General features: G+C 42.4%; 22 protein-coding genes. 14 read left to right on the top strand and 8 right to left on the bottom strand.

The annotated features are described in order from the left end of the window. The first annotated feature begins 273 nt into the window (after positions 1-273). Together AC2SLT_RS00820 and AC2SLT_RS00825 are read left to right on the top strand one after the other, a co-directional pair. Complete coding sequence (locus AC2SLT_RS00820) at positions 274-1,845, top strand: helicase HerA-like domain-containing protein (protein ID WP_486545386.1); 1,572 nt, start codon at positions 274-276, stop codon at positions 1,843-1,845. A 122-nt stretch (positions 1,846-1,967) separates the two neighbouring features. Further along, on the top strand, positions 1,968-2,720 hold the full coding sequence (locus tag AC2SLT_RS00825; RefSeq protein ID WP_486545387.1) for a YidX family protein: 753 nt from the start codon (positions 1,968-1,970) through the stop codon (positions 2,718-2,720). Positions 2,721-2,943: 223 nt separating this feature from the next. Here the strand turns inward: AC2SLT_RS00825 and AC2SLT_RS00830 are convergent, their stop codons facing one another. Then, positions 2,944-3,921 carry a zinc-binding dehydrogenase gene (locus AC2SLT_RS00830; RefSeq protein ID WP_486545388.1) on the bottom strand — a complete coding sequence of 326 codons (978 nt, stop codon included), beginning with the start codon at positions 3,919-3,921 and terminating at the stop codon, positions 2,944-2,946. 554 nt (positions 3,922-4,475) lie between these two features. Here AC2SLT_RS00830 and AC2SLT_RS00835 point away from each other — a divergent pair. The 6 genes from AC2SLT_RS00835 to AC2SLT_RS00860 all read left to right on the top strand — a co-directional run bounded on the left by AC2SLT_RS00835 (position 4,476) and on the right by AC2SLT_RS00860 (position 12,033). Beyond that, positions 4,476-6,137 carry an ABC transporter substrate-binding protein gene (locus tag AC2SLT_RS00835; protein WP_486545390.1) on the top strand — a complete coding sequence of 554 codons (1,662 nt, stop codon included), beginning with the start codon at positions 4,476-4,478 and terminating at the stop codon, positions 6,135-6,137. 707 nt (positions 6,138-6,844) lie between these two features. After that, on the top strand, positions 6,845-7,765 hold the full coding sequence (gene oppB, locus AC2SLT_RS00840; protein ID WP_486545391.1) for an oligopeptide ABC transporter permease OppB: 921 nt from the start codon (positions 6,845-6,847) through the stop codon (positions 7,763-7,765). Positions 7,766-7,928: 163 nt separating this feature from the next. Continuing rightward, positions 7,929-8,834 (top strand): oligopeptide ABC transporter permease OppC, encoded by a 906-nt coding sequence (oppC, locus tag AC2SLT_RS00845; RefSeq protein WP_486545392.1) that lies wholly within the window; start codon positions 7,929-7,931, stop codon positions 8,832-8,834. Positions 8,835-8,970: 136 nt separating this feature from the next. Continuing rightward, positions 8,971-10,041, top strand: a complete 1,071-nt coding sequence (gene oppD / locus AC2SLT_RS00850; RefSeq protein ID WP_486545393.1) for an oligopeptide ABC transporter ATP-binding protein OppD — start codon at positions 8,971-8,973, stop codon at positions 10,039-10,041. Positions 10,042-10,044: 3 nt separating this feature from the next. After that, complete coding sequence (gene oppF, locus AC2SLT_RS00855; protein ID WP_486545394.1) at positions 10,045-11,100, top strand: murein tripeptide/oligopeptide ABC transporter ATP binding protein OppF; 1,056 nt, start codon at positions 10,045-10,047, stop codon at positions 11,098-11,100. A 168-nt stretch (positions 11,101-11,268) separates the two neighbouring features. Continuing rightward, positions 11,269-12,033, top strand: coding sequence for a YidX family protein (locus AC2SLT_RS00860; RefSeq protein ID WP_486545395.1), 765 nt, complete (start codon positions 11,269-11,271; stop codon positions 12,031-12,033). 315 nt (positions 12,034-12,348) lie between these two features. On the opposite strand, the gene AC2SLT_RS00865 is transcribed toward AC2SLT_RS00860, so the two are convergent. Next, a complete protein-coding gene (locus AC2SLT_RS00865) occupies positions 12,349-12,633 on the bottom strand; it encodes a DUF2798 domain-containing protein (RefSeq protein ID WP_486545397.1) in 285 nt (94 codons plus the stop codon). A 525-nt stretch (positions 12,634-13,158) separates the two neighbouring features. Between AC2SLT_RS00865 and AC2SLT_RS00870 the strand changes: the two genes are divergently transcribed. The 3 genes from AC2SLT_RS00870 to AC2SLT_RS00880 are packed head-to-tail and all read left to right on the top strand — an operon-like array spanning position 13,159 to position 14,757. Then, a complete protein-coding gene (locus AC2SLT_RS00870) occupies positions 13,159-14,118 on the top strand; it encodes an alpha/beta hydrolase (protein WP_486545398.1) in 960 nt (319 codons plus the stop codon). 5 nt (positions 14,119-14,123) lie between these two features. Then, a complete protein-coding gene (locus AC2SLT_RS00875) occupies positions 14,124-14,291 on the top strand; it encodes a hypothetical protein (protein ID WP_486545400.1) in 168 nt (55 codons plus the stop codon). Continuing rightward, the gene (locus tag AC2SLT_RS00880) at positions 14,281-14,757 is read left to right on the top strand and encodes a tetratricopeptide repeat protein (protein WP_486545401.1); all 477 of its coding nucleotides are present in this window, start codon (positions 14,281-14,283) and stop codon (positions 14,755-14,757) included. The genes AC2SLT_RS00875 and AC2SLT_RS00880 overlap by 11 nt, the downstream gene beginning before the upstream one ends. Positions 14,758-14,987: 230 nt before the next feature. Here the strand turns inward: AC2SLT_RS00880 and AC2SLT_RS00885 are convergent, their stop codons facing one another. Next, the gene (locus tag AC2SLT_RS00885) at positions 14,988-15,116 is read right to left on the bottom strand and encodes a hypothetical protein (RefSeq protein ID WP_486545403.1); all 129 of its coding nucleotides are present in this window, start codon (positions 15,114-15,116) and stop codon (positions 14,988-14,990) included. A gap of 161 nt (positions 15,117-15,277) precedes the next feature. Here AC2SLT_RS00885 and AC2SLT_RS00890 point away from each other — a divergent pair, with 161 nt between their 5' ends. Further along, positions 15,278-15,493, top strand: a complete 216-nt coding sequence (locus tag AC2SLT_RS00890; protein WP_486545405.1) for a hypothetical protein — start codon at positions 15,278-15,280, stop codon at positions 15,491-15,493. Further along, positions 15,493-15,996 carry a hypothetical protein gene (locus tag AC2SLT_RS00895; RefSeq protein ID WP_486545406.1) on the top strand — a complete coding sequence of 168 codons (504 nt, stop codon included), beginning with the start codon at positions 15,493-15,495 and terminating at the stop codon, positions 15,994-15,996. The genes AC2SLT_RS00890 and AC2SLT_RS00895 overlap by 1 nt, the downstream gene beginning before the upstream one ends. 846 nt (positions 15,997-16,842) lie before the next feature. Here the strand turns inward: AC2SLT_RS00895 and AC2SLT_RS00900 are convergent. The 4 genes from AC2SLT_RS00900 to AC2SLT_RS00915 all read right to left on the bottom strand — a co-directional run bounded on the left by AC2SLT_RS00900 (position 16,843) and on the right by AC2SLT_RS00915 (position 20,745). Next, positions 16,843-17,385, bottom strand: a complete 543-nt coding sequence (locus AC2SLT_RS00900; RefSeq protein ID WP_486545408.1) for an acyl-CoA thioesterase — start codon at positions 17,383-17,385, stop codon at positions 16,843-16,845. A 192-nt stretch (positions 17,386-17,577) separates the two neighbouring features. Further along, positions 17,578-18,696, bottom strand: coding sequence for a YheT family hydrolase (locus AC2SLT_RS00905; protein WP_486545409.1), 1,119 nt, complete (start codon positions 18,694-18,696; stop codon positions 17,578-17,580). A 232-nt stretch (positions 18,697-18,928) separates the two neighbouring features. Further along, positions 18,929-20,089: a YheT family hydrolase gene (locus AC2SLT_RS00910; RefSeq protein ID WP_486545410.1), complete on the bottom strand. Its 1,161-nt coding sequence runs from the start codon at positions 20,087-20,089 to the stop codon at positions 18,929-18,931. Between the two features lie 11 nt (positions 20,090-20,100). After that, positions 20,101-20,745 carry a YigZ family protein gene (locus tag AC2SLT_RS00915; protein WP_486545411.1) on the bottom strand — a complete coding sequence of 215 codons (645 nt, stop codon included), beginning with the start codon at positions 20,743-20,745 and terminating at the stop codon, positions 20,101-20,103. Between the two features lie 115 nt (positions 20,746-20,860). Between AC2SLT_RS00915 and AC2SLT_RS00920 the strand changes: the two genes are divergently transcribed. Next, positions 20,861-21,565 (top strand): pseudouridine synthase, encoded by a 705-nt coding sequence (locus tag AC2SLT_RS00920; RefSeq protein WP_486545413.1) that lies wholly within the window; start codon positions 20,861-20,863, stop codon positions 21,563-21,565. 288 nt (positions 21,566-21,853) lie between these two features. Here the strand turns inward: AC2SLT_RS00920 and AC2SLT_RS00925 are convergent, their stop codons facing one another. Next, positions 21,854-22,108, bottom strand: a complete 255-nt coding sequence (locus tag AC2SLT_RS00925) for a hypothetical protein (protein ID WP_486545414.1) — start codon at positions 22,106-22,108, stop codon at positions 21,854-21,856. Positions 22,109-22,417 lie beyond the last annotated feature (309 nt).

Below are 22,417 nucleotides of genomic sequence, written 5' to 3' on the forward strand. Positions count from 1 at the left end.
TAACCATTTTAGACTTCTTTGACTATATGACAACGTTGAACTAAATGAGGTATAGGCTAGAATAATCAAACATGTTGTTTCACGTGAAACCTGAATACTATAATAACTTTTTTTATAAAAAGATAACGTTACAAACTTCGTTTCTTTTAAGTCCTTATTAATTTTAAACGTTATCAACACGTAGCACTATTGTTTTAAATAGTGTGTAGCGATGGATTAACATTAAATGCTATAGTTAAGGATACTAAATACACCCTTCTGATGAGCTAAACTATGGCAAACCTAACCATTGCATACCCTACCTTGACCTCTGATACAGAACGCAGCCCCCTCTTTATACGCTCAAATATGGCCAATCGTCATGGACTGATTGCCGGCGCAACTGGCACCGGTAAAACGGTATCGCTAAAAGTATTGGCTGAGCAGTTTGCCGATCAAGGCGTACCGGTATTTATGGCCGATGTTAAAGGTGATATCTCAGGACTGGCACACGCCGGCGAGATGAGTAGTAAGCTGCAACAAAGGCTGGATGAACTACAGCTACCTACACCTAGTTTCACCGCTTATCGCTGTGTGTTTTGGGATGTGTTTGGAGAGCAAGGGCATCCGATTCGTACCACCATTAGTGAGATGGGGCCCTTGATCCTAGCGCAACTGCTAAATTTAAATGACACTCAGGCCGGTGTATTGACCGTTGCCTTTCGAGTGGCAGATGACGAGGGGCTGTTACTGCTAGACATGAAGGATCTGCGTCAGATGCTACAGTTTATCGCGGATAATGCGTCAGATCTGCGCAATCGTTATGGCAATATCTCAGCCGCTAGCGTTGGAGCAATACAGCGTCGATTATTGACCTTAGAGGATCAGGGAGCAGAACAGTTTTTTGGAGAGCCTGCGCTCAATCTTGATGATTTAATCCAGACGGACGAGCACGGGCGCGGGATCATCAATATATTAGCCGCCGATAAGCTCATGCTGAGCCCGCAGTTATACAGTTGTTTATTGCTGTGGTTAATATCCGAGCTATATGAGACGCTGCCTGAAGTGGGCGATATGGAAAAACCAAAAATGGTATTTTTCTTCGATGAGGCGCATTTGTTATTTCAAAATGCCAATGATGCGTTATCACAGAAGATTGAACAAGTGGTACGACTTATTCGCTCAAAAGGGGTGGGCATTTATTTTATAACTCAAAACCCAACCGACATTCCAGATGATATTTTAGGTCAGCTTGGTCATCGTATTCAACATGCGTTACGTGCCTTTACACCAAAAGATCAAAAAGCCATTCGTGCCGCCGCGCAAACCTTTAGGCCCAATCCCAATGTCGATGTGGAAGCCGCATTAACAACGCTTGGAGTGGGTGAGGCGTTAGTCAGTGTGCTCGATGAGTCAGGGACACCGACGCCAGTAGAGCGGGTATGGATGTTAGCGCCTAATAGCCAGTTTAAACCGCTTAGTGCTGGCGAGCGTTTGGATATTATGAATAATAGCGATCTAGCAGGGGTCTATGAAGAGGCGATTGATCGCGAAAGCGCGTATGAGCTACTCAATAAACGGGCGCAACAGGCCATAAAAGAAGAGACTGAGCAAGTAGAGCAGCAAGAAGCCCTTAAGCAAGCAGAAGCAGACGCTAAAGTAGCTGAGAAGCTAGCCAAAGAGGCCGATAAGTTAAAGGCTAAGCAACAAGCGGAGGCTTTAAAGGAGCAACAACGCGCTGAGAGGGATCGTGAAAAGATCAAGCAACGTGTCATTGGCACGTTAGCGACCAGTGTGGCACGGCAAGTAGGCGGCGCCACAGGCGGTAAGATTATGCGGGGTATATTGGGGTCGTTGTTTCGGTAGTCCCGATTGGAATAATATCTTAATCAGCGTTTACATATAATCTGAACGGTTATTAGCTTAGATAGCGATTGAATTACCAACGATATTAACAATGTCTAGTTCATTTATTTTAGGAGAGTGCTATGCTGGATACACCTAATAAACTCAAACCATTAGGACAGTCAGCCGTTATTTCTGTTTCTGTCGCGTTTTTAGCGGCAGCATCCGGCTGTGCCACAATAGCTGTTGTTGGTGAGGCCAAAGGTAGTACGGTCGTTACCCAAACCTCTGAAAAACATATCTTAATAGAGGATGAACTGGTTGCTTTTGGTAAGCCCGCTCAGGCCTTACCTAACATGCCAGCAGATAGCGTAGTGATTGTCGGCAACCAAAAAAGCTATGTTTTAAGCACAGGTGGAACAGAGATGATGAGTCTCTTGACGGGTCTTAGCCCAAAAAATATCAAAGTTGACAGTGATATGACTTTTTATTCACCCTATAACGACGGTCACTTTGAGGGCACAATGAGACTGTCTTATGCTAAGCCTAAAAATAGTTTTACCCAAAGCGACTATCAGGTATTTGACAAGCTTGCTGGCAAAGACTGCAGTAAAACCAGCGATAAAGAAGCGGGAATAGTCCGTTACTGCTTTAAGATACCCATTGAGGGTGGGGTATTCCCTAAAGTCAGCAATTTTGATACGGTCAAGTCACAATATAACGCCCTCAGCAAAGCATACCCGGTTGTTCTATATACCATGGATAATGAAACAAAGAGAACTTATGAAAGAGGTAATGTCGGTAGTCTTGTATTGTTGCCCTTTGCCGTTGCTTTTGATGTGGTGACCTTTCCCATATTTCTATTATGGATGGATGAAAAACATTACAATAAATAAATCAAGGGCAAAAAGCTATCAGGCTAGGGTTATACGGGGTATATTAGGCTCATTTTTCAGATAAAAACAGTTTAGATCAAAACTGTTCAAATAAAAAATGGTTAAAGGGACAATACCACAAGTGTTGTTCCTTTATTTTTAAAAGCTCACAATCCACCAGTAATAACAGAAAGTCATAACTTCTCAAAATTGATGGTTTAAATTGTAAGTCACAATGTGTGATTTAAACTCTTAATAGCACCTTGCCATTTTTACCATTTTGGCGCTCATCCGACACCGCTTCTTTAACATCCTCTAAGTCATAAATAGCTTCGACAGGAAGAAGCAACTGATCGCTTAGGGCTCGTTCGACAAGCTCAGAGATTAGGCGACGTTTATTCTCAAGATCCATTTCGCGACTGGTTTTACTGCCCCAAAACCCTTTAATAACTGCTTGTTTAAAGATAAATGGGCCCGGGTCTATCATCATAGGCTCACCTGCCATCACTCCAAATGAGACTAACGTGCCGCCATGACCCAATACGGATAACAATTCATTACTGGCACTACCCCCTAAAGAGTCGGCCGCCGCACTAATTTGAGACTCGCCTACGATGTTGCGTACTTGATCCTTCCAGTTAGGAGATGAGGTATCAATCGCGTGCTTAATCCCCAGTTCATTAAGCTCTCGAGCAGCTTCAGCACGACGTACTAAGCTAATGGTATGGATACCACGGGCTGCTGCTAGCATCGCAAAGGATTTGCCAACCGCACCGTTTGCCGCATTTAAAATAGCCCACTGACCCAGTTGTAACTGCATAAACTCAAGTAGCATCAAGGCACTCAGTGGCATAGCGATCAACTGGGCGGCTATGTGATCTTCAAGCGTCTCTGGGATAGTAAATACCATTGTTGCTGGAGCGGTAAAATACTCCGCCCATGTACCCTGAACACTGGCGGCAGCAACTCGGTCACCAACGGCAAATCCTTCTACATTTTCACCAACGGCATCAACCACACCAAACGCTTCACTACCTGCGATGGCCGGTAAGGTGGGTTTATCGCCATATTGACCTTTGATAGTGGCTAAATCATGATTATGAATAGTAGCCAATATGGTTTTGACACGTATCTCATCTGGACCAGGTTCTGGTATCGGGGTATCGGTGACTGTTAAAACCTCAGAGGGATTGCCAAAAGTATGATAAGACGCACTACGCATGATACGTTCCTTATTTCGCATGAATGGGGTTTAGCATGAAGGGGCTTTGATACTAAAGGGATTTAGCATGATTGAGGATTATCATAAATGCGGGGCTGAGGCTATTTATATCAAAGCGTTTGTATGGTTTTTAACCTCACTACTAACCCTAACAAAGCATCATTCTTATTATCAATATAACTCTAGTTAACTTGTATTTATCTGACCATGACTATAATACTTAGACTTAAGGTCAAAAGCTTTGTATATAACATAAAACTATTAAAATTTATTGACAACGTTATATATTTTTTTTATTAATATGCCTACAATAGTCAATTACTGTTATTTTAACCACCTGTAATAAATAGTAAACTCGATATCAGATTTTATACTCAATGTAACGCCTGTAGTTTGTTTACTTGTGTTTACTTTGATTGGGTTTACTTAAAGCGTTGCTTTCAATATTTGATTGAAATGTCTGTTTAATGGGGTTTGCTTTAACGCCTAAACCTCTCATTGATTACGATAGTTCTCGTGAACTATTTCTTAGCCATAGTTAAAAGGATGTCAACATGCTCAAACCAACCTCACTATTTAACGCCGTTTTTGTTCCCACCTCTTTAGCGCTAGCATTGGCACTAGTTGGTTGTGGTGATAAGTCAGCTGATACCAGTGGCTCAGCTAATATTGACCCCAATGTGATGGCTGACAAACAAGAGATGGTCATTAATAACGGCGCTGAGCCAGAGTCGTTGGATCCGCATAAAGTATCAGGGGTGCCCGAAGCCAATATTCTGCGTCAGATGTTGGTAGGGTTGACGACAACAGATGCTGAGGGTAAAACCATTCCGGGTATGGCCGAGAGTTGGGATAGCCCTGATAATAAAGTTTGGACCTTTAAAATTCGTGATGCTAAGTGGTCAAATGGCGATCCAGTGACCGCCGAAGACTTTGTTTACAGTATGCGCCGAGTGCTTGATCCTACTACCGCTTCACCTTATGCCAGCTACTTAGCAGATGCCAAGGTAGTGGGGGCACAAGATATTATTGATGGTAACGCTAAGCCAGATACCTTGGGTGTCAAAGCACTAGATGATAAAACGCTACAGATCACGCTATCAGAGCCCGTGCCTTATTTTCCAGATACGCTTATTCACACCTCTGTTAAGCCCGTCAATCCTAAAGCCGTGCAACAATTTGGTGATAAGTGGACTGACCCTGCCAATATTGTGGTCAATGGGCCCTATAAAATCAGTGAATGGCAGGTAAATGACAAAATAGTATTAACGCGTAACGACAGCTACTATGACAATGCAAATACGACCCTAGATAAAATTACTTTATTGGCTATTCCTTCAAGTACCACGGATGTGGCACGCTATCAGTCTGGCGAAATCGATGTCACTTATAACGAAATACCGCCTGAGCAGTTTGCCTCGTTAAAAGAGCAATTGGGCGATCAGCTACAAGTGTCACCCATGCTATGTACGTACTATTATGAGTTTAATACCGTCAAACCACCATTTGATGATGTTCGTGTCCGTCGTGCGCTAGCATTGGCGCTAGACCGTGATACCATTACCGATAAAGTCATTGGTCAAGGGCAAACTCCTGCCTACCAGTTTACGCCAGTATCGACTAATGCGATGGAAAATAATAAGCCTGAATGGCAAAGCTGGAGTCAGGAAAAGCGGGTTGAGGAAGCCAAAAAACTGCTTAACGAAGCTGGCTATAACCAAAACAACCCTCTAAAGTTTGAGCTACTGTATAACACCAATGACAACCATAAAAAGATTGCTGTTGCTGCCAGCTCGCTATGGAAGCAGTCGTTAGACTTTGTCGATGTCAACTTGGTTAATAAAGAATGGAAAACCTATTTGGACACTCGTCGCAATGGTAACTATGACATATCGCGCGCAGGCTGGTGTGGCGACTATAATGAGCCTTCTACTTTCCTAAATATTGTCAAATCTGGCAACAGTAATAACCATGGTAAATACTCAAGTCCTAGGTTTGATAGCATCATTACCCAAACCTTAAAAGCAGGCGTGAGTCCTGAGCAGCGAGCTCAACTGTACAAACAAGCCGAACAACAGCTTGATGCAGATATGCCATTGCTCAATATTTACCATTATGTAAGCCCACGTCTTATCAAGCCATACGTTATCGGCTTCCCAACCAAAGACGCGTTAGATAACTGGCAAGGTAAAGATCTAAAAATTGCCAAACATTAGAGTCTGCTTGATCGTTCACCACGTCAGTATAAGACCTCTGGTAACGAATACACTTTGGCATAAATTATGCAAAACGGCTTATGCAACGCTTTTTCGGGTTATGCCACATGGGTGTAACCTGAATAACCGAACCTATAATCATTAAATGATAAACATTGAATAGCATTGGTTAACGATAACTAGATTAACCAAAACCAGATTAACCAAAGCTAGGTTTAACAGGGGCTAGATTACTTAGCCCCTGCCGCAATGCTATAGTCAAAGAGCTTTAAAGTAGTTACAAGTCAACCGAGTGCAAGTACTACTGGAGTAGGCTTAACGAGGTTAACACTGTGATTCTTTATAAGTTCGCCGACTATATTTATTGGTCACTCGTATTCTATTAGTGAAGGGTGAGATTCATCTGTTTAACTGGCTTACAAAATGACTAGCGATTGAAGGATATGACTATGAATCAGTCTTACCGTGTCTTTAAAAAAGCAGTGTGTTGTAGTGCAGTTGCCTGCGCTTTTTAATGTATTCCATATTGTGAAAATCAGCATGGTCAAGCCATACGTAATTAACTTTCCCATTCAAGATCCATTAAGCAACTGGCAAATTAAAGACGTCTCTATTGCGAAGCATGACTAGGGGTGTGAATTAGAAAGAACATCACAGATTAACGAGTTTTTCTCAATTCAAGTAGCCTTATTGACAACAGAGGGTTTATGTTAAAGCTTATATTTCGGCGAATATTAGAAGCCATTCCGACCATGTTTATCCTCATAACCGTGTCATTCTTTATGATGCGCTTGGCGCCGGGCAGTCCGTTTAGTGGAGAGCGTAGTTTCTCACCTGCTGTTATGGCCAATATTGAAGCCAAATATCATCTTAATGATCCGATGTGGCTTCAATATGTCAATTATCTGAAGCAAATTGCGGTGGGCGACTTTGGGCCGTCCTTTAAATACAAAGATTACACCGTTAATGAGCTACTCGCCCAAGCCTTACCTGTATCTATAGAGCTTGGCTTATATGCTTTTATTTTGGCAGTGGTGTTAGGGCTCATCTTTGGCATTGTAGCCGCCTTAAAGCAAAACTCTTGGATTGATTATGTGGTGATGGCCTTTGCCAATATCGGGGTGGTGATACCAAGCTTCGTTAAGGCGCCACTCTTAGTACTTATCTTTGCCATTACCTTAAAGTGGTTGCCAGGCGGCGGCTGGAATGATGGGGCAGTACAGAATTTAATTCTTCCGGTTACGGCGTTGGCGCTGGCTTATACGGCAAGTATTGCGCGTATTATGCGCGGCTCAATGATTGAGGTGATGAACAGTCAATATATTCGTACCGCCCGCGCCAAAGGTCTGCCGATGCAGCGCATTGTTTTTAAACATGCCTTACGTCCAGCGATGCTGCCAGTTATTTCTTATTTAGGCCCTGCTTTTGTGGGCATTATCACCGGCTCAATTGTCATTGAGACTATCTTTGGCTTGCCGGGTATCGGTCAACTGTTCGTTAACGGGGCACTCAATCGTGATTACGGTATGGTGCTGAGCTTAACCATATTGGTTGGGGTATTAACGATTTCGTTTAATGCCATTGTCGATATTTTATATGCGGTTATTGATCCTCAAATTAAGTATTAGCCTTAATAGCTAGATCGTAAGTGTTAAGTAAATAGCTCGTAAGTATATCGATCATAAGTATAAATAAGACAACACCAGATTTAACGAATAAAACCCTTAAACACCACACGCTATAGTCGAAGAACCCTGTAGTTCGCGGACTATAATAGTAATAAGGATGACTATGAGTGTTATCACTGATAAAGCAATTGATTTAGATGAGCCGACGGCACCTGCGATCAAAGGTCGAAGCTTATGGCAAGATGCGTGGCGCCGCTTTTATCAAAACAAGGCCGCTATTGCCAGTTTGGTTATCTTGTTTTTGGTGACATTGTTTGTGGTATTCGTGCCTATGCTGGCTCCATTTGGTTATGCAGAAACCGACTGGGGGTATATGCAGGGGGCACCGTCCTTTGATAATAAGCATTACTTTGGCACTGATTCGTTAGGCCGTGATTTGCTGGTACGTACGGCTATTGGTGGTCGCATTTCGCTGTTGGTGGGGATTGCGGGAGCAACGGTGGCGGTGATATTCGGCACGGTGTATGGGGCAACTTCTGGCTATTTGGGCGGTAAGATCGATGCGGTCATGATGCGCTTTTTAGAGATCTTAAACGCCTTCCCGTTTATGTTCTTCGTGATCTTGCTAGTGACTATTTTCGGTCGTAATTTGATGCTGATCTTCGTTGCCATTGGCTTGGTGTCATGGCTTGATGTAGCTCGTATTGTACGTGGACAAACCTTAAGTTTGAAGAGTAAAGAATTTATTGAAGCGGCGCATGTGGGCGGGGTGTCAGGTTTTAATATTATCATGCGTCATATCGTGCCTAACGTACTGGGTGTCGTGGTAGTGTATGCCTCGCTACTGGTACCGAGTATGATTTTGTTCGAATCTTTCTTAAGCTTTTTAGGCTTAGGGGTACAAGAGCCCATGACCAGTTGGGGGGCACTGCTGCAAGAAGGCTCACAGACCATGCAGGTTGCGCCGTGGCAGATATTAATACCGTCCGTATTTTTGGTAGTGACCTTGTTCTGCTTTAACTTTATCGGTGATGGCTTACGTGATGCGTTTGATCCTAAAGACCGTTAACTAGGCCTTAGTCCTAGGATAGTAAGTATAGTAAGTATGGTAGGACGAAAGCACCACAGATTCTAGCTTAGACATCATTTAACCGAATAAACAAATTATCTGATAGCCAATTATAGCCAATACAGGTAACACCGTTATGACAGTATTAAAAGACAACCTAAAATCAGGAATTGAGGGCAGTAATTCAGCAGACCTACTGCAAGTAAAGGATCTATCGGTGCAATTTAGTACCGAAGATGGGTTGGTGACCGCTGTAAATGGACTCAATTTTAATTTGCATCAGGGTGAGACTCTGGGTATTGTCGGTGAGTCAGGCTCAGGTAAATCGCAGACCGCATTCGCTATAATGGGGTTATTGGCTAAAAATGGTCATGCCAAAGGATCGGTATTATTTGAAGGACGTGAGCTACTTGGCTTGTCTGAAAAAGAGCTAAATAAGCTACGCGCCGAACAAGTGTCTATGATCTTCCAAGATCCAATGACTTCTCTAAATCCCTATATGAAAATCGGGGATCAGCTGGCAGAAGTGCTGATATTGCATAAAGGCATGAGCAAAAAAGACGCGTGGAATGAAGCGGTCAAGATGCTTGATGCAGTAAAGATACCTGAAGCACGTAAGCGTATTGGCATGTATCCGCATGAGTTCTCAGGCGGTATGCGGCAACGGGTGATGATTGCGATGGCGCTGTTATGTCGTCCTAAGCTGTTGATTGCTGATGAGCCGACGACCGCGCTCGATGTGACGGTACAAGCGCAAATCATGACCTTAATGAATGAGCTTAAGCGCGACTTCGGTACGACGATTATTATGATTACCCATGACTTAGGCGTGGTGGCAGGTATCTGTGATAGAGTGTTGGTGATGTATGCAGGTCGCACCATGGCCTATGGCGAGACGGAAGATATCTTTTATAACCCGACTCACCCTTATACCAAGGGGCTACTAAGAGCCATTCCGCGCTTGGATAATAACAGCGGTAAGCTTGAGACGATACCGGGAAGTCCGCCAAACTTACTCAGCCTACCACCCGGATGCCCCTTCTATGAGCGTTGTCCTTATGCGATGGACATCTGTCACGATGTGCCGCCTCCTCTTGAGTTTTTACCTCACGATAGACAGCGGGCATGTCACTGGAAGCCTGAAGACGTTGCCAATACTGAGCCACAAGATGCGCAAGATCAAATCGTGACAGGGATGGAGGGATAAGCCATGACACAGACTAAAAACAATCGAATCGATGTGGTCAATGATGCGCCTTTATTGCAAGTAAGGGATGTGGTGACAAGCTTTGATATCAAACAAAAAGGCAGCTATTTTTGGCAGAAGCCTGCAACCCTAAAGGCGGTCAATGGCGTGTCGTTTGACCTATGTGCTGGCGAGACCTTGGGGGTGGTCGGTGAATCGGGCTGTGGTAAATCCACCTTGGCTCGTACTATTATTGGCTTAGTCAAAGCCCGTTCAGGCAGTATTAAATTTAATGGAGAGGAGATGGTTGGCGCCACTAAAAAACAGATGCGCCTTAAACGTAAAGATATCCAAATGATATTTCAAGACCCCTTAGCGTCGTTAAATCCACGTATGACCGTGGGTGATATCATCGCCGAGCCACTACGCACTTATTATCCTAAGATGCCTAAGGCAGAAGTTGAAGAGCAAGTACGTGCCATGATGAAGAAGGTGGGTTTGCTGTCTAATCAAGTAAACCGCTATCCGCATGAATTCTCCGGTGGTCAGTGTCAACGTATCGGTATTGCACGTGCGCTTATCTTAAAGCCGAAGCTGATTATTTGTGATGAGCCAGTATCAGCACTGGACGTCTCCATTCAGGCACAGGTGATTAACCTATTGCAAGACGTGCAAAAAGAGATGGGCTTGGCGTTGATCTTTATTGCGCATGACTTGTCTGTGGTCAAGCACATATCTGACCGAGTGCTGGTGATGTATTTGGGCAATGCGGTTGAGCTTGGCGTCGATAAGGCGGTGTATAGCCATCCTACCCACCCTTATACCAAAGCTTTAATGTCAGCGGTGCCTATTCCAGATCCTCAAATTGAGCGCAATAAAACCATCGAGCTCTTAGAAGGTGATCTGCCAAGTCCGATTAATCCGCCTTCAGGCTGTGTGTTCCGTACTCGGTGTCCTATTGCGGATGATGGCTGTGCTCAAACAAAGCCAGTACTTGAAGGTCGCAGTGATCATCAGGTGGCCTGTATTAAAAATAGAGTGCCTATTATTGGCGGAGGTGACGAAGGTGAGGTAGCCTAGCCTCTCGTACCGCCCATAGATAGTAAACTGTAGTTTTAAAGCAGTAAGATAACAGTAAGATTTACTACATATTTAGTATGTTATTCGTTATAGAAGACGTTATAGTTAAGAAAAAGAGATCCTAGTAGATGCTCAATTTTATCAATTAACATAAACAAGGACGTTGTCATGTCAAATTTAACCCAGTCATATCTAACTCGATCTGCCCTGAAGAAGTCTACTTGTCTAAAAGCTATTGTCGGTGGCGCATCGCTGTCTGCCCTTTTATTTACCTCAGGCTGTGCCACATCTGAATTACTCGATTCGGGTAGCCGTACCACAACAAGTACGACATCTAGTAAGCAAATACTGGTAGAAGATCAGTTGGTGGCGTTCGGTCGTCCCGCGCAGCCGCTACCCAATATGCCAGGCAGTAGCGTGGTTATCGTTGGTGAAAAGAACAGCTATGTACTGAGTCAAGGGGGTCCTGAAATGGTCAATATATTGACCAATCTTACCCCCAAAAATATCCAAGTCGACAGTGATATGACTTTTTACTCACCTAATAATGATGGCTATTTCCAAGGTGAGATGAAGATGTCCTATGCGAAACTAAGAGATGAGTTTAAGCGCAGTGACTATCAGTTCTTTTTACAAAATGGAGGTAAAGAGTGTACCAATGCGAGTGATGAACGTATTGGCGCACAGCGCTTCTGTTTTAATGTGCCTATTAAAGGTGGCGTGTATCCTGCGGTTAGCAACTTAAGTATGATTCAGTCTAAATACAACGCGTTAACCAAACCGTATCCTGTTGTTATTTACACCCACTCTAATAGTCAAACGACCACTCGAAGTGGCAATAATGCGGGTGAAAAATTAGTGCTATTGCCGTTCGCCTTGGCATTCGATGTGGTTACCTTTCCGTTCCAAATATTGGACGCTATTGCCAATTAAAGCTGAATTAAGAAGTCAGTCACAGACCCTAATTTAAAATACCGCTGTATTGACAGCGGTTTTTTTACGTCAAAACTTTTAATGTCTAAACTATTTAACGTCAAAACTATTTAACGTTGAAACTATACCTTTCTATAAAAAATACTTTTTTTATTCAGCCCCTAATTTCTAGACTTGGCATGACTTGTTAACCCTATCACCGACTCTTAATAAATTTAACCTAAAGCCTTAATGACGGTGATGCTAAAAGACCTGTACGGTCGTACGTTATACACTCAAAATCTTGAGCCGCTGGTGTAAGTTTGTTATTTAATCTTATTGGTCTTGGTCAGTGTAAAAATCGATACGGCTTAAAATGTGGGTTTGTATAACATACGCACACACATAAGCACTTGGCCACGCAAATGCAAAAGCCAAGAGCCACGAACTGATAAGATGCTCAAAATAAGCATCACTATAGCCCTCTTTAATCAGTATTAATGCGCCAGAAATAATTACCGACATCAGCGAGGCCATCAGTCCTGTAAATATCAGACGATAATATTTTTGATGAATACGTATTTTAGGTGAGGGCCTTTGGTTTTGAGAAGATTCGGTCATGGGTTCATGTGACTCCATAAGGCGTATTAAATTCATAATATCATTTCTAAGAATTAACCCACCTGGGTCAAACTCGGTTTTTGGCTCGGTTTTTGGAAGGATTAATTCTTATCCTCCATTCAAAAAGCCTCTCTTATTTAGGAGAGGCTTTTGCTTTTTGAAAGCTTGGCGCGTTTATCACGAAGTAATCATGAGGTAATCATTCTGTCTCTATTTAATCTTAACCTCTTGATTTAGATTATCATAACAAATGCTATTTATGAGCTCTGTAAAATTTTTGCATAAAAATGTCAGGATATGACATCCCCTTTATGTTTCCACACACCCTATAAGCACTTTAGCCATTATTGACTGCATTAAATTAGGTTGGTTGAATAGTTAATTTAAGTGTATTATTGATTTAACTGATTTACCTTATCTAAAGGTCCTACATAATTAGGACACCCCATTTCATTATCGCTCATACTTGATATCTATACTCTATAATCATACTCTATAACCATACTCTATATAAGAGAGGCTTAAATGACCCCGATCAAAAAACAATTGCGAAAAGTGATTGCCATGTTGCTTGCCGTATCTGTTATCGGCTGTACAACCCCTAATGCCGTAACGGTCGCCACCACTCAAAAGCTGTTACAGCATGAGCGTACTAAATCAGGTTTAGAGGTTAAGTCTTTTGTGTTGTCGACTGGCGAGACACTGGTCTATGCTGACAATAACAACGTTACTGCTGAGCCCTTACTACTGATTCATGGCTTTGGCGGTAATATGGACAACTTCGTGCGTATCGCTGATGAGTTCAAAGATTACCACGTGATTATTCCAGATCTATTAGGATTTGGAGGCTCTGACAAACCGATGTTGGCAGATTACCGTGCCGATGCCCAAGCCAAGCGGTTGCATGAGCTGATGCAAGCCAAAGGTATGACGCCTAATTTGCATGTGGGTGGTAACTCGATGGGTGGGTCTATTTCGGTGGCATATGCAGCAATGTACCCAGAAGAAGTAGCTAGCGTATGGCTGATAGACAGTGCTGGGTTTTGGTCAGTGGGTAGGTCTGAGACCTTTGAAGGTACAACGCTTGAGAACAACCCACTATTGATTAAAGATTATGAAGATTTCTATAACCTGTTAGATTTAGTGATGAATAAACCACCCTATATTCCCAAAACATTAAAAGCAGTATTGGCTCAAGAAAGGATTGATAATCAAAAACTTGAGGCTGTTATCCTGAAACAAATCGTTGAAGATAATGTTGAGGAGCGTGCTAAGATCATCGCTCAATATAACATTCCTACTTTGGTTGTATGGGGTGATAAAGATCGAGTAATTAAGCCTGAAACCGCCTCTCGCATTGCCCAAATTATACCGCAAGCGAAAGTGATTATAATGCCAGACATTGGGCATGTGCCCGTATTAGAAGCAGTGAATCAATCGGCTGATGATTATAAGGCATTTCGAGAGGGACTAAAGAAAGAGTAGTTTGGATGTCAAATGCGGTTGACCCAGCAGGTTCTAAAGGTATTAAGGCTTTTAAACTAAATATTGAAGACATCACTGAACATGGTTTGACTAATATTGTAGCTTCTTCTGATATTCTTGAAAATTTCAATAAAATAATTAAGAAAAATGAAGTGAAGATTTATGAAAAATAGAAATATTGAGATTAGAAATACAGTTAAAAAAATAACTAATTTATTCAAAAATAATAATTTTGATATGGGGTATGAGCTGCTAAAAAACTCAAATCTACCAGATGTTGCATTTTTGGAATGTGAAGGAAATGCAGAGTTTTATAAAAAGAACTATAGTGCTGCATTCGATTTTTACAATCAGGCATATGAAAAAGATAGTAATTATAAGATATCGAGATATTATTATCTATGGGCTTCAGATTTTTTAAATAAAAATGATCTCGTTCAAGCTTTTCAATACTACCAAGAATCAATCGAAATAGAACCTGATTTTGTCGATGCTTATATTGATTTAGGTGCTTTGTTAATTGATATAGGAGAGTTAGAATCCGCTAAAAAGTGTTATGAAGATGCCCTTGCTATAGATCCACAAGATCAGTTAATTAGAAAGAGTTTAGATTCTTTAAAAGCCATAATTAAAAATTAGCATTCAAAACTGATTCAAACGAAACGCTACCATGAACTACTAACTAAATCAACAACTTGAATAAGAATAAGGGTGAGTTATTTTTAAACTTTAACAGGTTTAGCAAGCGTAGCGTGGGTTAGCGATAGCTTAACCTGCGAATATATTGTTCCAAAATCTCATATCTAAACACCAAACCTTTCATAAGCTGTTTCGTGTCCACGCTATGTTTACTACAAGCCCGACCTCGCTTACTTATCGAAAGACACATTAGCGATTGCGGTGTTTTTTGTGATAATAAAGCCACGAGCAAGCCCATAAAGTCGATTCTGTGAGCCATTATGGACTACCATCTTAGCAACAGAATAGTTTGTTGCCATAAATAGACGTGGGTTACGTTTTTCTGCACCTCTTTGAGGTTTGAAAAATCTAACCCACGCTACGCTGGCTAGCAAATGCTGTAACTTCATCAAATGGTAAAATAACAAGACCCGTAGGTATGTCCACTTCTATAAATTTTGGTAGTATCGTTGGAGGAAATATGACAGCAGGTCAAATTGACGGTGTCATTGAAGGTAGTTCTGTGGGTGTACAAGTTTGCCATGGTGCATGTATCGGAGGGATATATACCGCATCGAAAAATAAAGTAGTTACCTATGGTTTAGGAACAAGTCAAATTGGATTAAGTGGTGGTAAAATGGTTAAGGAGAGCGAAGAAAATAAGCAAAAGGTACTGAGCATGCTAGGTATTAAGTAATGAACAATATTGTTTCTATTGTAAGATATGTTTTTATCACAATGGTTGTATCTTTATTTATATTCATCTGGTGGGGGTTTTATGAAGAAGGCTCACTAGGATTCGGAGGTACAACACCACCAAGAGAGGATAGACCATCCATGGAGGAGGTCACAATATTATTAAATAACGTGACTAAAGGACTTCCTCCTGCAGAACGTAACACTGAAATGTCAAAACCTGAGGTGCGATACGCTAATAAGGTATATAGGAACCCATCGCAAGAAATGGTTGATCGATTAATTAAAAATATTAACAACCAGCAAATTTGGCAAAAAGTATATTTAGAAGACTATAGAGAATACGATTATTGCTATAATCAATATAACCTTAATGTTGAAAAACTAGATGGTTTTTTCCCAGACAATAATATAAATGAAGAGTTACACGTGTCTGTCAGCTGGACTGTTCATAGTCCTTGCCGTAAAGCCTATCTTGAACGTTCAAACGCCAAAGTGTCTTGAGCGATTTATGGAAAATTATGATAGTTATTAGCTCAGTTGTTTAGGGGATAGTTACAAAATAAATACTACTATAGTCTAGCAGATGGAAAGTTTTATACAGGTAAAATCTCAGATGGGGTAGTAGCACCACTGCTATACAGAAAACGCTTAAAGACGATGATTTTAAAAGTAGTGTTAATAAAGCGTTAAGATACTTAGGTTAAGCAGAGCCCACCACAAATTCTGTGTAACTGCGATTTAGATTAAATGCTTACTCTTTCCAAGATTAAAATAAAAAGCTGAGTTTAGACTCAGCTTTTTTACGCATATTTATAAACCATAAGACCTCAGTAGCTTTGAAGAAGCACTCACCTCCAGCTTACGCACCTCCTTAGTGGAAGTCTTTGCAGGTGATACCAGGTTTCCATTTGTTATCAAAGCTCATACATACAGTATCTGCTAAAATTAAATAAAGAGCTTTCACGTAATGAGATTCAAGAATATATTAATGAGGGTAGAAGTAAAACGCATCAAAAGTTGTTTAAATTAATCGAACTAGGTCTTATACATAAGAAAGGCCAAAGTAGAGCTGTTGTTTATTTCTTATCGAGTGTCGATAAGAACTAAGCGCAAATGAACGCAAATGAACGCAAAATGTTTATATATTGTCTCTAACCCCACTCCCGAGGAGCGGTTTAGCCTTGACAGTAGCGGTATCCTACTGGTTTGAGCGAGTTGCGGTGGCTAAAGATGAGGGGGTGTCGAGGTAACAGCAACAACTCATTTTGTGTCACCGCCTCGCTCATATCAGTAGATACAAGCGAATGGCGAGATTGGCTACTCAGTTAATTTACACTCCAAATCCTCCTACCCTCTAGGCGGCCACGGTCTATCCTTTTCACTTTCGATCCATTCCGCCACATATCCCGTAGCAGGCAATTTTAAATCAGATTGACCCAGCGCATCTAAGATCTTTTGAGTGTCTATCACCTTTCCGCCTTTGGTCACACCAGTACGCAATAAAGCAGTTGAGCACGGTTTGCCTTTTACCCACATAGATTGTTCGACATAGATCCAGCGCTCGTCAATAGCAGCGATGTGCGTCTTAATCGTGACCAGATCAAACGGACGAATACGTTTGCGATATTGAATGGTGCTGCCCGCAACCACCAAACCCCAACGCTTTTCAAGTAGTTTCTTACCCAGTCCAGTGCGGATGGCAAAGTCGGTACGGCCAAAGTCGTATAACGTGAGAACCCGTCCATTATTCATCTCAATAAAGTTATCAATATCAGTCAAGCTACAGCGTATCTGAATCTCTGCGGTGTCCTCAAGGTCAATGGTCTCGCCTTTGCGAGTGGCATTAACCGCTTTGACGATAGCCTTGGTATAACGATAAAAAGGATACATAGTCACGCCTCGAAATAGAAATAGTGCTTCGATTATGCTCAAAACATGGACGGTTGCAAAGTAGCAGACGTGTCTAACCCGTCATTAAGACGATATGACCAGACTGAGAGCGGTATGCAATAGTGAAAGCTCTTTATAAACGTTGTATCTCATGATAGGTCGAATTTTATATAATTAGCTCAACCAGTTTGGTTATATGTCCTTATTAATACCTACCGAAATGAAGTAGGCGCTGACCGTTTCAGGTATCCAGTTGATATCAAACTTACTGTTTTTTTGTGGTTTTGCCTGAGTATGATAGTTATTGTCACGGTCAGCCTGCGCTAAAGCGTGATTGGATTGAGCTTTATTAGATTGAGCTTTGATAGAACTGTAGCGAAGATAACCGATATGCCCACCGTGCGCTGTGTCCAAAATAGTTACTGACTCGGACACATCATTGTCAGTCGCGGTAAAGCCAATAAAGGGGTCATCTTTGGCACTGATGAGTAAAAGGGGATGGGTGACCTCACTCAAATAAGGTAGGGCAGAGGCACGACGGTAATAGTCATTGCTTGAGCGGTAACCGTGTCGGGGCGCGGTGAAGATATGGTCAAACTCACTAATACTGTCCACTGATTTTATGGCGTTTAGCTCCTCTTTACTGATTTCATTTGCCAATGCTTTTTTGATAATGGGTGTCAGTAAGTAGGGGGTGTAAATCTTTTGTCCCAAAAAGCGCTGCATATTCATCGCTGCTGACGACATATCCACTGGGGCTGAAATGGCAACGGCTGCATGACACAGCGCCTCATCACCATATTCCCCCATATATTTTGCCAGCGCATTGCCTCCTAGCGATACGCCAACGGCATAAATGTTGTCATAATCTTGTTTTAAGGTTTGTAGCATATGGTGTACTTCTTTGGTGTCCCCCGCGTTATAAAAGACACGACCTCGGGTCGGAATGCCGCCACAACTGCGAAAGTGTGCAACCACAAAATGCCATCCTTGAGCATGAATATGATGTGCCAAAGCACGCGCATAATGACTGTCACTACTGCCTTCCATACCGTGAAACAATACGACTATTGGCGTGGTCTCTTTGTTGTCACTGCTCACTGGAGATACAGACTCTGCATCATAAAAGTCATAGGCCACATCGCTTTCACTGAGCGAGTCGCGATATATTTCACGTCTGTAATTTGGTGTTTTGGGAGCAAAGAACTTAGGTAGGATGGTTTGAATGTGCGGATTAGTTAGCCAAAAAGGCGGATTAAAGGGTTGGTGATGGAAGTCAATTGGTTGGGTGTGGGTAGTGGTATCGACCATAAGAGTGCGCTCATCATAAGAGTTAGGGATTAAAATATGAGCACGATAATATCCTATATGCACAAATAATTTCAGTGAACATTTGGTTACTGACAATTATTAAAGCGCATGAAGGGTATTAAAATGTATTGCACCGAATGCCCCAAAATCAAAGTGTTATGATTATATGTGATTAAGTAATTGTTAGGTAGTGGTGAGCATAGGGTAAAATATTATTCCAGACTTACTACTCTTAAACACCAACTGCTAAAGACTTGATAAATTGAAAAACAGTCTCTGGAAACCAATTAGCATCAAGTTGCTTATTCTTCCAACGCAAAAAACCAATATGTCCGCCATATTCGGGCGTATACAGCGTCACCTGTTTTGATACATCCCCTTGAGAAGGCAGCACTCCTAAGAAGGGGTCGTCTTTGGCAATCACAATCAGCGTCGGTTTGGTGATTTGATGCAAATATGGCATGGCGGACGCTTGGTGATAATAATCATTTTCTGAACGATAGCCATAGCAGGGTGCGGTAAACACGCTATCAAATTCACCAATATTACGACTGGTCTTAATTGCTTGTATTTGTGACTCGCTCAGGGTCAGTTGAAGCGCTTTGGTTGCGATAGGGTTGAGCAAGTAGGGGGTATAAATTTTACGACCCAAAAAATTCTCCATAGCAGTAGCGGCAGAGGATAAATCTAGGGGCGCTGAGAAAATAGCGGCCGCTTGGCAGTGGGCTTGATCACCATATTCACCCATATATTTAGCAAGCGTATTACCACCAAGTGACACGCCTACGCAATAAATGGTGGTATAACGCGCTGTCAATTGTTGCAAGGCATGATGCACCTCTGGGGTATCGCCTGCACTATAAAGCCGCTCCCCTTTTACCGCCACACCGCCACAACTTCGAGTATGTACCACCACAAAATGCCAACCTTGGTCATGCACGTAATGCGCCAGTGTTCGGGCATAGTGGCTTTGGCTACTGCCTTCCATACCGTGAAATAGCACGACTAAAGGCGTGTTTAATCTATTTGATGGGTTTGTGTCTGACGGATTGGTGTTTGAGCCGACATTAGTCTCTTTTGTTGCAACTTCTTTGACAATAACTTCTTTTTCACTAATTTGCTTATCAACAATCTTACTTTCTCGAACTTCGCTTTCTCGAACCTCTATGCCATCCCAGAAATCATAGGCGACTTCGCTTTCCTCCAGCGAATCCAATACCAATTCGCGTCGATAAGGGGGCGACTCTGGCATAATAAATCTAGGTAATATGGTCTGCAAATGCGGGTTTCTTAACCATACTGGCGGTTTAAAAACGGGCGGTTTGAAAGCTGGCGGTTTAAAATCAGCCACTTCAAGGCCTAGCGGGTTAGAGTCCTGCTTCTTACTATTCATTTTGTTATATCTCAATTATGCAAATTAGAACCTTTAGATTGAAATTCTGATTCATCATCAAGCACACGACCGTCCATCCCCAACCGCTCTTTTAACGTCTCTACATCAGCTTCTGGCAGGATCACGCCTAAAGTCACAACCTTACTGTATGCTACCTCATCAATTGTGCCTCCCACATCCTCCACCACATAGCGTACCTGCGATTCATTGGCAAAGTCGGCTTCAATTTGTCTATGGGTCATCGGTACAAAAGCGGTCAGCCTGTTTTGTTCATGAGCCTGATCCACGGCTGCCTGAGCGGAGCCCGCATATGCCCTTGTTAGACCGCCCGCACCGAGTTTAATAACGCCAAAATAGCGTACCACTATGACAATCACGTTACCGATGCTTTTGTGCTGTAGCACATTTAGGATAGGGCGGCCTGCCGTACCACTAGGCTCACCATCATCATCAAACCCAGCACTGGTGGTATTATTTGGATCGCCGATAATGTAGGCCCAGCAGTGATGACGGGCTTCTGGATATTTTTCACGCAATTGTTCCACATGAAACATCGCTTTTTCACGACTTAGGACAGGGTATGCGTAAGTAATAAACTGCGACTTTTTAATCTCTAGTTGGGCAGTGACAGGCTTGGATAATGTTTGATAAGTCATAGTTGAATTCAGTCAAAAATACTAAAGTGATAAAATGCATCATTTATGGGTGTGTTAAACTGTGAGTTATTATGAACTCATACTATATATCAGTAATACACAAAGGATACCATAAATGCGGTTAGACAAATTTATCAGTAAGGCGACAGAATTGTCGCGCAAAGAAGCCAAAAAAGTACTGCACGCCAGCGAAATCACCGTCAACGATCAAGTCGTCAAAGATGGCAGCTTGCATGTCGATGTGCTCAACGATGATGTGATGTGGGCAGGCGAGCCTTTATCTGTCGCCGCTGGCAATCGTTATATTTTACTATACAAGCCCGAAGGTTTTGAGTGTACCCTAAAGCCAAAAGAGTACCCGATTGTCACCGAGCTTATCGCGGTTCCCGAGCTAGGCAGCTTGCGTATCGCAGGGCGCTTAGATGTTGATACCACTGGCGCGCTGATATTGAGTGATGATGGCGGTTGGTTGCATCGTGTCACCAGTCCCCGTCATCAACATGCTAAGGTGTATGAGATGACGCTTGCTGATCCTATGGACGAGGCGGCTCAACAAAAAGCCATCCAAAAGGTCGCTGAAGGTATCTTATTAGAGGACGATAATGAGCCCACTAAGCCTGCTACTCTAGAGTTTTTAGATGACACGCATGCCCGTTTGACTCTGACCGAAGGCAAGTACCATCAAGTGAAGCGGATGATGGGCTACTTCGGTAACAAAGTCGTCGACCTACATCGTGCCAGTATTGGCATGGTGACGCTTGAGGGATTAGAGAAAGGCGAGAGTCGTTTTCTCACCGAAGAAGAAGTCGCCAGTTTTTAATATTAGGGCGTGTGGAACATTCGACCATGGCACTGGCGGAGACTATTTTTTAGTCAATATGCAGTGAAATTTTTGACGCTTAGTCATTCTAAGTTAGAAAATTTCGCCATATATTGGCAAAAAAGAGTCCCGCCCCTTCGGGCTGATACTAAAATTGCCCCAGACGTTGTTACAAACCTAGCCAAGGTCTAGACATTAGCGTCAGTTTGCGCCTAGTCTGGAACGATTTTAGCTATCAGCAGTGCTAACTTGCGAATGTTCCACACGCCCTAAATCTAAGCGAATAAATTAGAGTAGCTCATCCTGCCATCCGCTATTATCTTGCTTGCCCACTGAGGCGGTGACTATAGGCTGAGGACATTCCTGTTGTCTCGATACTGCCCTCAGCCTAGCCCCGCTATTCTCAGTGGGTAAGCAAGTATATCCGCTCCTGTCAGGGCTAGCGGTCACATCCTCTGCTTGCCACGATTTATCGTGATTTAAATACTTGTCAACTAATAGCCTATGTTGCAAATAGAGGGTTACCTGTATGAAAAGAGGCATCTAAAAAAACCGTGGGTGACACTTCGTTTCACCACACGCTACAACTATTACTCGTTAAAATAGAGTTTTGATTATAGAAGTTACCAGTTTTACTCCCTTCCTTTTCCAAAGGAAGGGTTGGGGATGGATTTTTTCAACCCAATAAAAACAATGACTTACAAAAGCGCTTATCCCGAATTCAGGTTATCTTCTTAAGCTCTCTAAACCTACTATTGGTAGCGTTTGCACTCGCCTTCCTCGATAGGTTAATTTCTTGATTTGGTATAATTAAACTCGACCACTACAAATTAACCCGCCACTCTTAAATGA

It is taken from the genome of Psychrobacter sp. CX18, assembly GCF_057396215.1.

Excerpts from the sequence above, each read along its gene's own strand:
- AC2SLT_RS00865 (WP_486545397.1), bottom strand. The coding sequence starts at position 12,633 with ATGACCGAATCTTCTCAAAACCAAAGGCCCTCACCTAAAATACGTATT.
- oppD (WP_486545393.1), top strand. The coding sequence starts at position 8,971 with ATGACAGTATTAAAAGACAACCTAAAATCAGGAATTGAGGGCAGTAAT.
- AC2SLT_RS00880 (WP_486545401.1), top strand. The coding sequence starts at position 14,281 with ATGAAAAATAGAAATATTGAGATTAGAAATACAGTTAAAAAAATAACT.
- AC2SLT_RS00835 (WP_486545390.1), top strand. The coding sequence starts at position 4,476 with ATGCTCAAACCAACCTCACTATTTAACGCCGTTTTTGTTCCCACCTCT.
- AC2SLT_RS00920 (WP_486545413.1), top strand. The coding sequence starts at position 20,861 with ATGCGGTTAGACAAATTTATCAGTAAGGCGACAGAATTGTCGCGCAAA.
- AC2SLT_RS00885 (WP_486545403.1), bottom strand. The coding sequence starts at position 15,116 with ATGGCAACAAACTATTCTGTTGCTAAGATGGTAGTCCATAATGGCTCA.
- AC2SLT_RS00895 (WP_486545406.1), top strand. The coding sequence starts at position 15,493 with ATGAACAATATTGTTTCTATTGTAAGATATGTTTTTATCACAATGGTT.
- AC2SLT_RS00910 (WP_486545410.1), bottom strand. The coding sequence starts at position 20,089 with ATGAATAGTAAGAAGCAGGACTCTAACCCGCTAGGCCTTGAAGTGGCT.
- AC2SLT_RS00860 (WP_486545395.1), top strand. The coding sequence starts at position 11,269 with ATGTCAAATTTAACCCAGTCATATCTAACTCGATCTGCCCTGAAGAAG.
- AC2SLT_RS00900 (WP_486545408.1), bottom strand. The coding sequence starts at position 17,385 with ATGTATCCTTTTTATCGTTATACCAAGGCTATCGTCAAAGCGGTTAAT.
- AC2SLT_RS00875 (WP_486545400.1), top strand. The coding sequence starts at position 14,124 with ATGTCAAATGCGGTTGACCCAGCAGGTTCTAAAGGTATTAAGGCTTTT.
- AC2SLT_RS00820 (WP_486545386.1), top strand. The coding sequence starts at position 274 with ATGGCAAACCTAACCATTGCATACCCTACCTTGACCTCTGATACAGAA.
- AC2SLT_RS00830 (WP_486545388.1), bottom strand. The coding sequence starts at position 3,921 with ATGCGTAGTGCGTCTTATCATACTTTTGGCAATCCCTCTGAGGTTTTA.
- AC2SLT_RS00870 (WP_486545398.1), top strand. The coding sequence starts at position 13,159 with ATGACCCCGATCAAAAAACAATTGCGAAAAGTGATTGCCATGTTGCTT.
- AC2SLT_RS00915 (WP_486545411.1), bottom strand. The coding sequence starts at position 20,745 with ATGACTTATCAAACATTATCCAAGCCTGTCACTGCCCAACTAGAGATT.
- oppF (WP_486545394.1), top strand. The coding sequence starts at position 10,045 with ATGACACAGACTAAAAACAATCGAATCGATGTGGTCAATGATGCGCCT.
- AC2SLT_RS00890 (WP_486545405.1), top strand. The coding sequence starts at position 15,278 with ATGACAGCAGGTCAAATTGACGGTGTCATTGAAGGTAGTTCTGTGGGT.
- AC2SLT_RS00905 (WP_486545409.1), bottom strand. The coding sequence starts at position 18,696 with ATGGTCGATACCACTACCCACACCCAACCAATTGACTTCCATCACCAA.
- AC2SLT_RS00925 (WP_486545414.1), bottom strand. The coding sequence starts at position 22,108 with ATGCCTCTTTTCATACAGGTAACCCTCTATTTGCAACATAGGCTATTA.
- AC2SLT_RS00825 (WP_486545387.1), top strand. The coding sequence starts at position 1,968 with ATGCTGGATACACCTAATAAACTCAAACCATTAGGACAGTCAGCCGTT.
- oppC (WP_486545392.1), top strand. The coding sequence starts at position 7,929 with ATGAGTGTTATCACTGATAAAGCAATTGATTTAGATGAGCCGACGGCA.
- oppB (WP_486545391.1), top strand. The coding sequence starts at position 6,845 with ATGTTAAAGCTTATATTTCGGCGAATATTAGAAGCCATTCCGACCATG.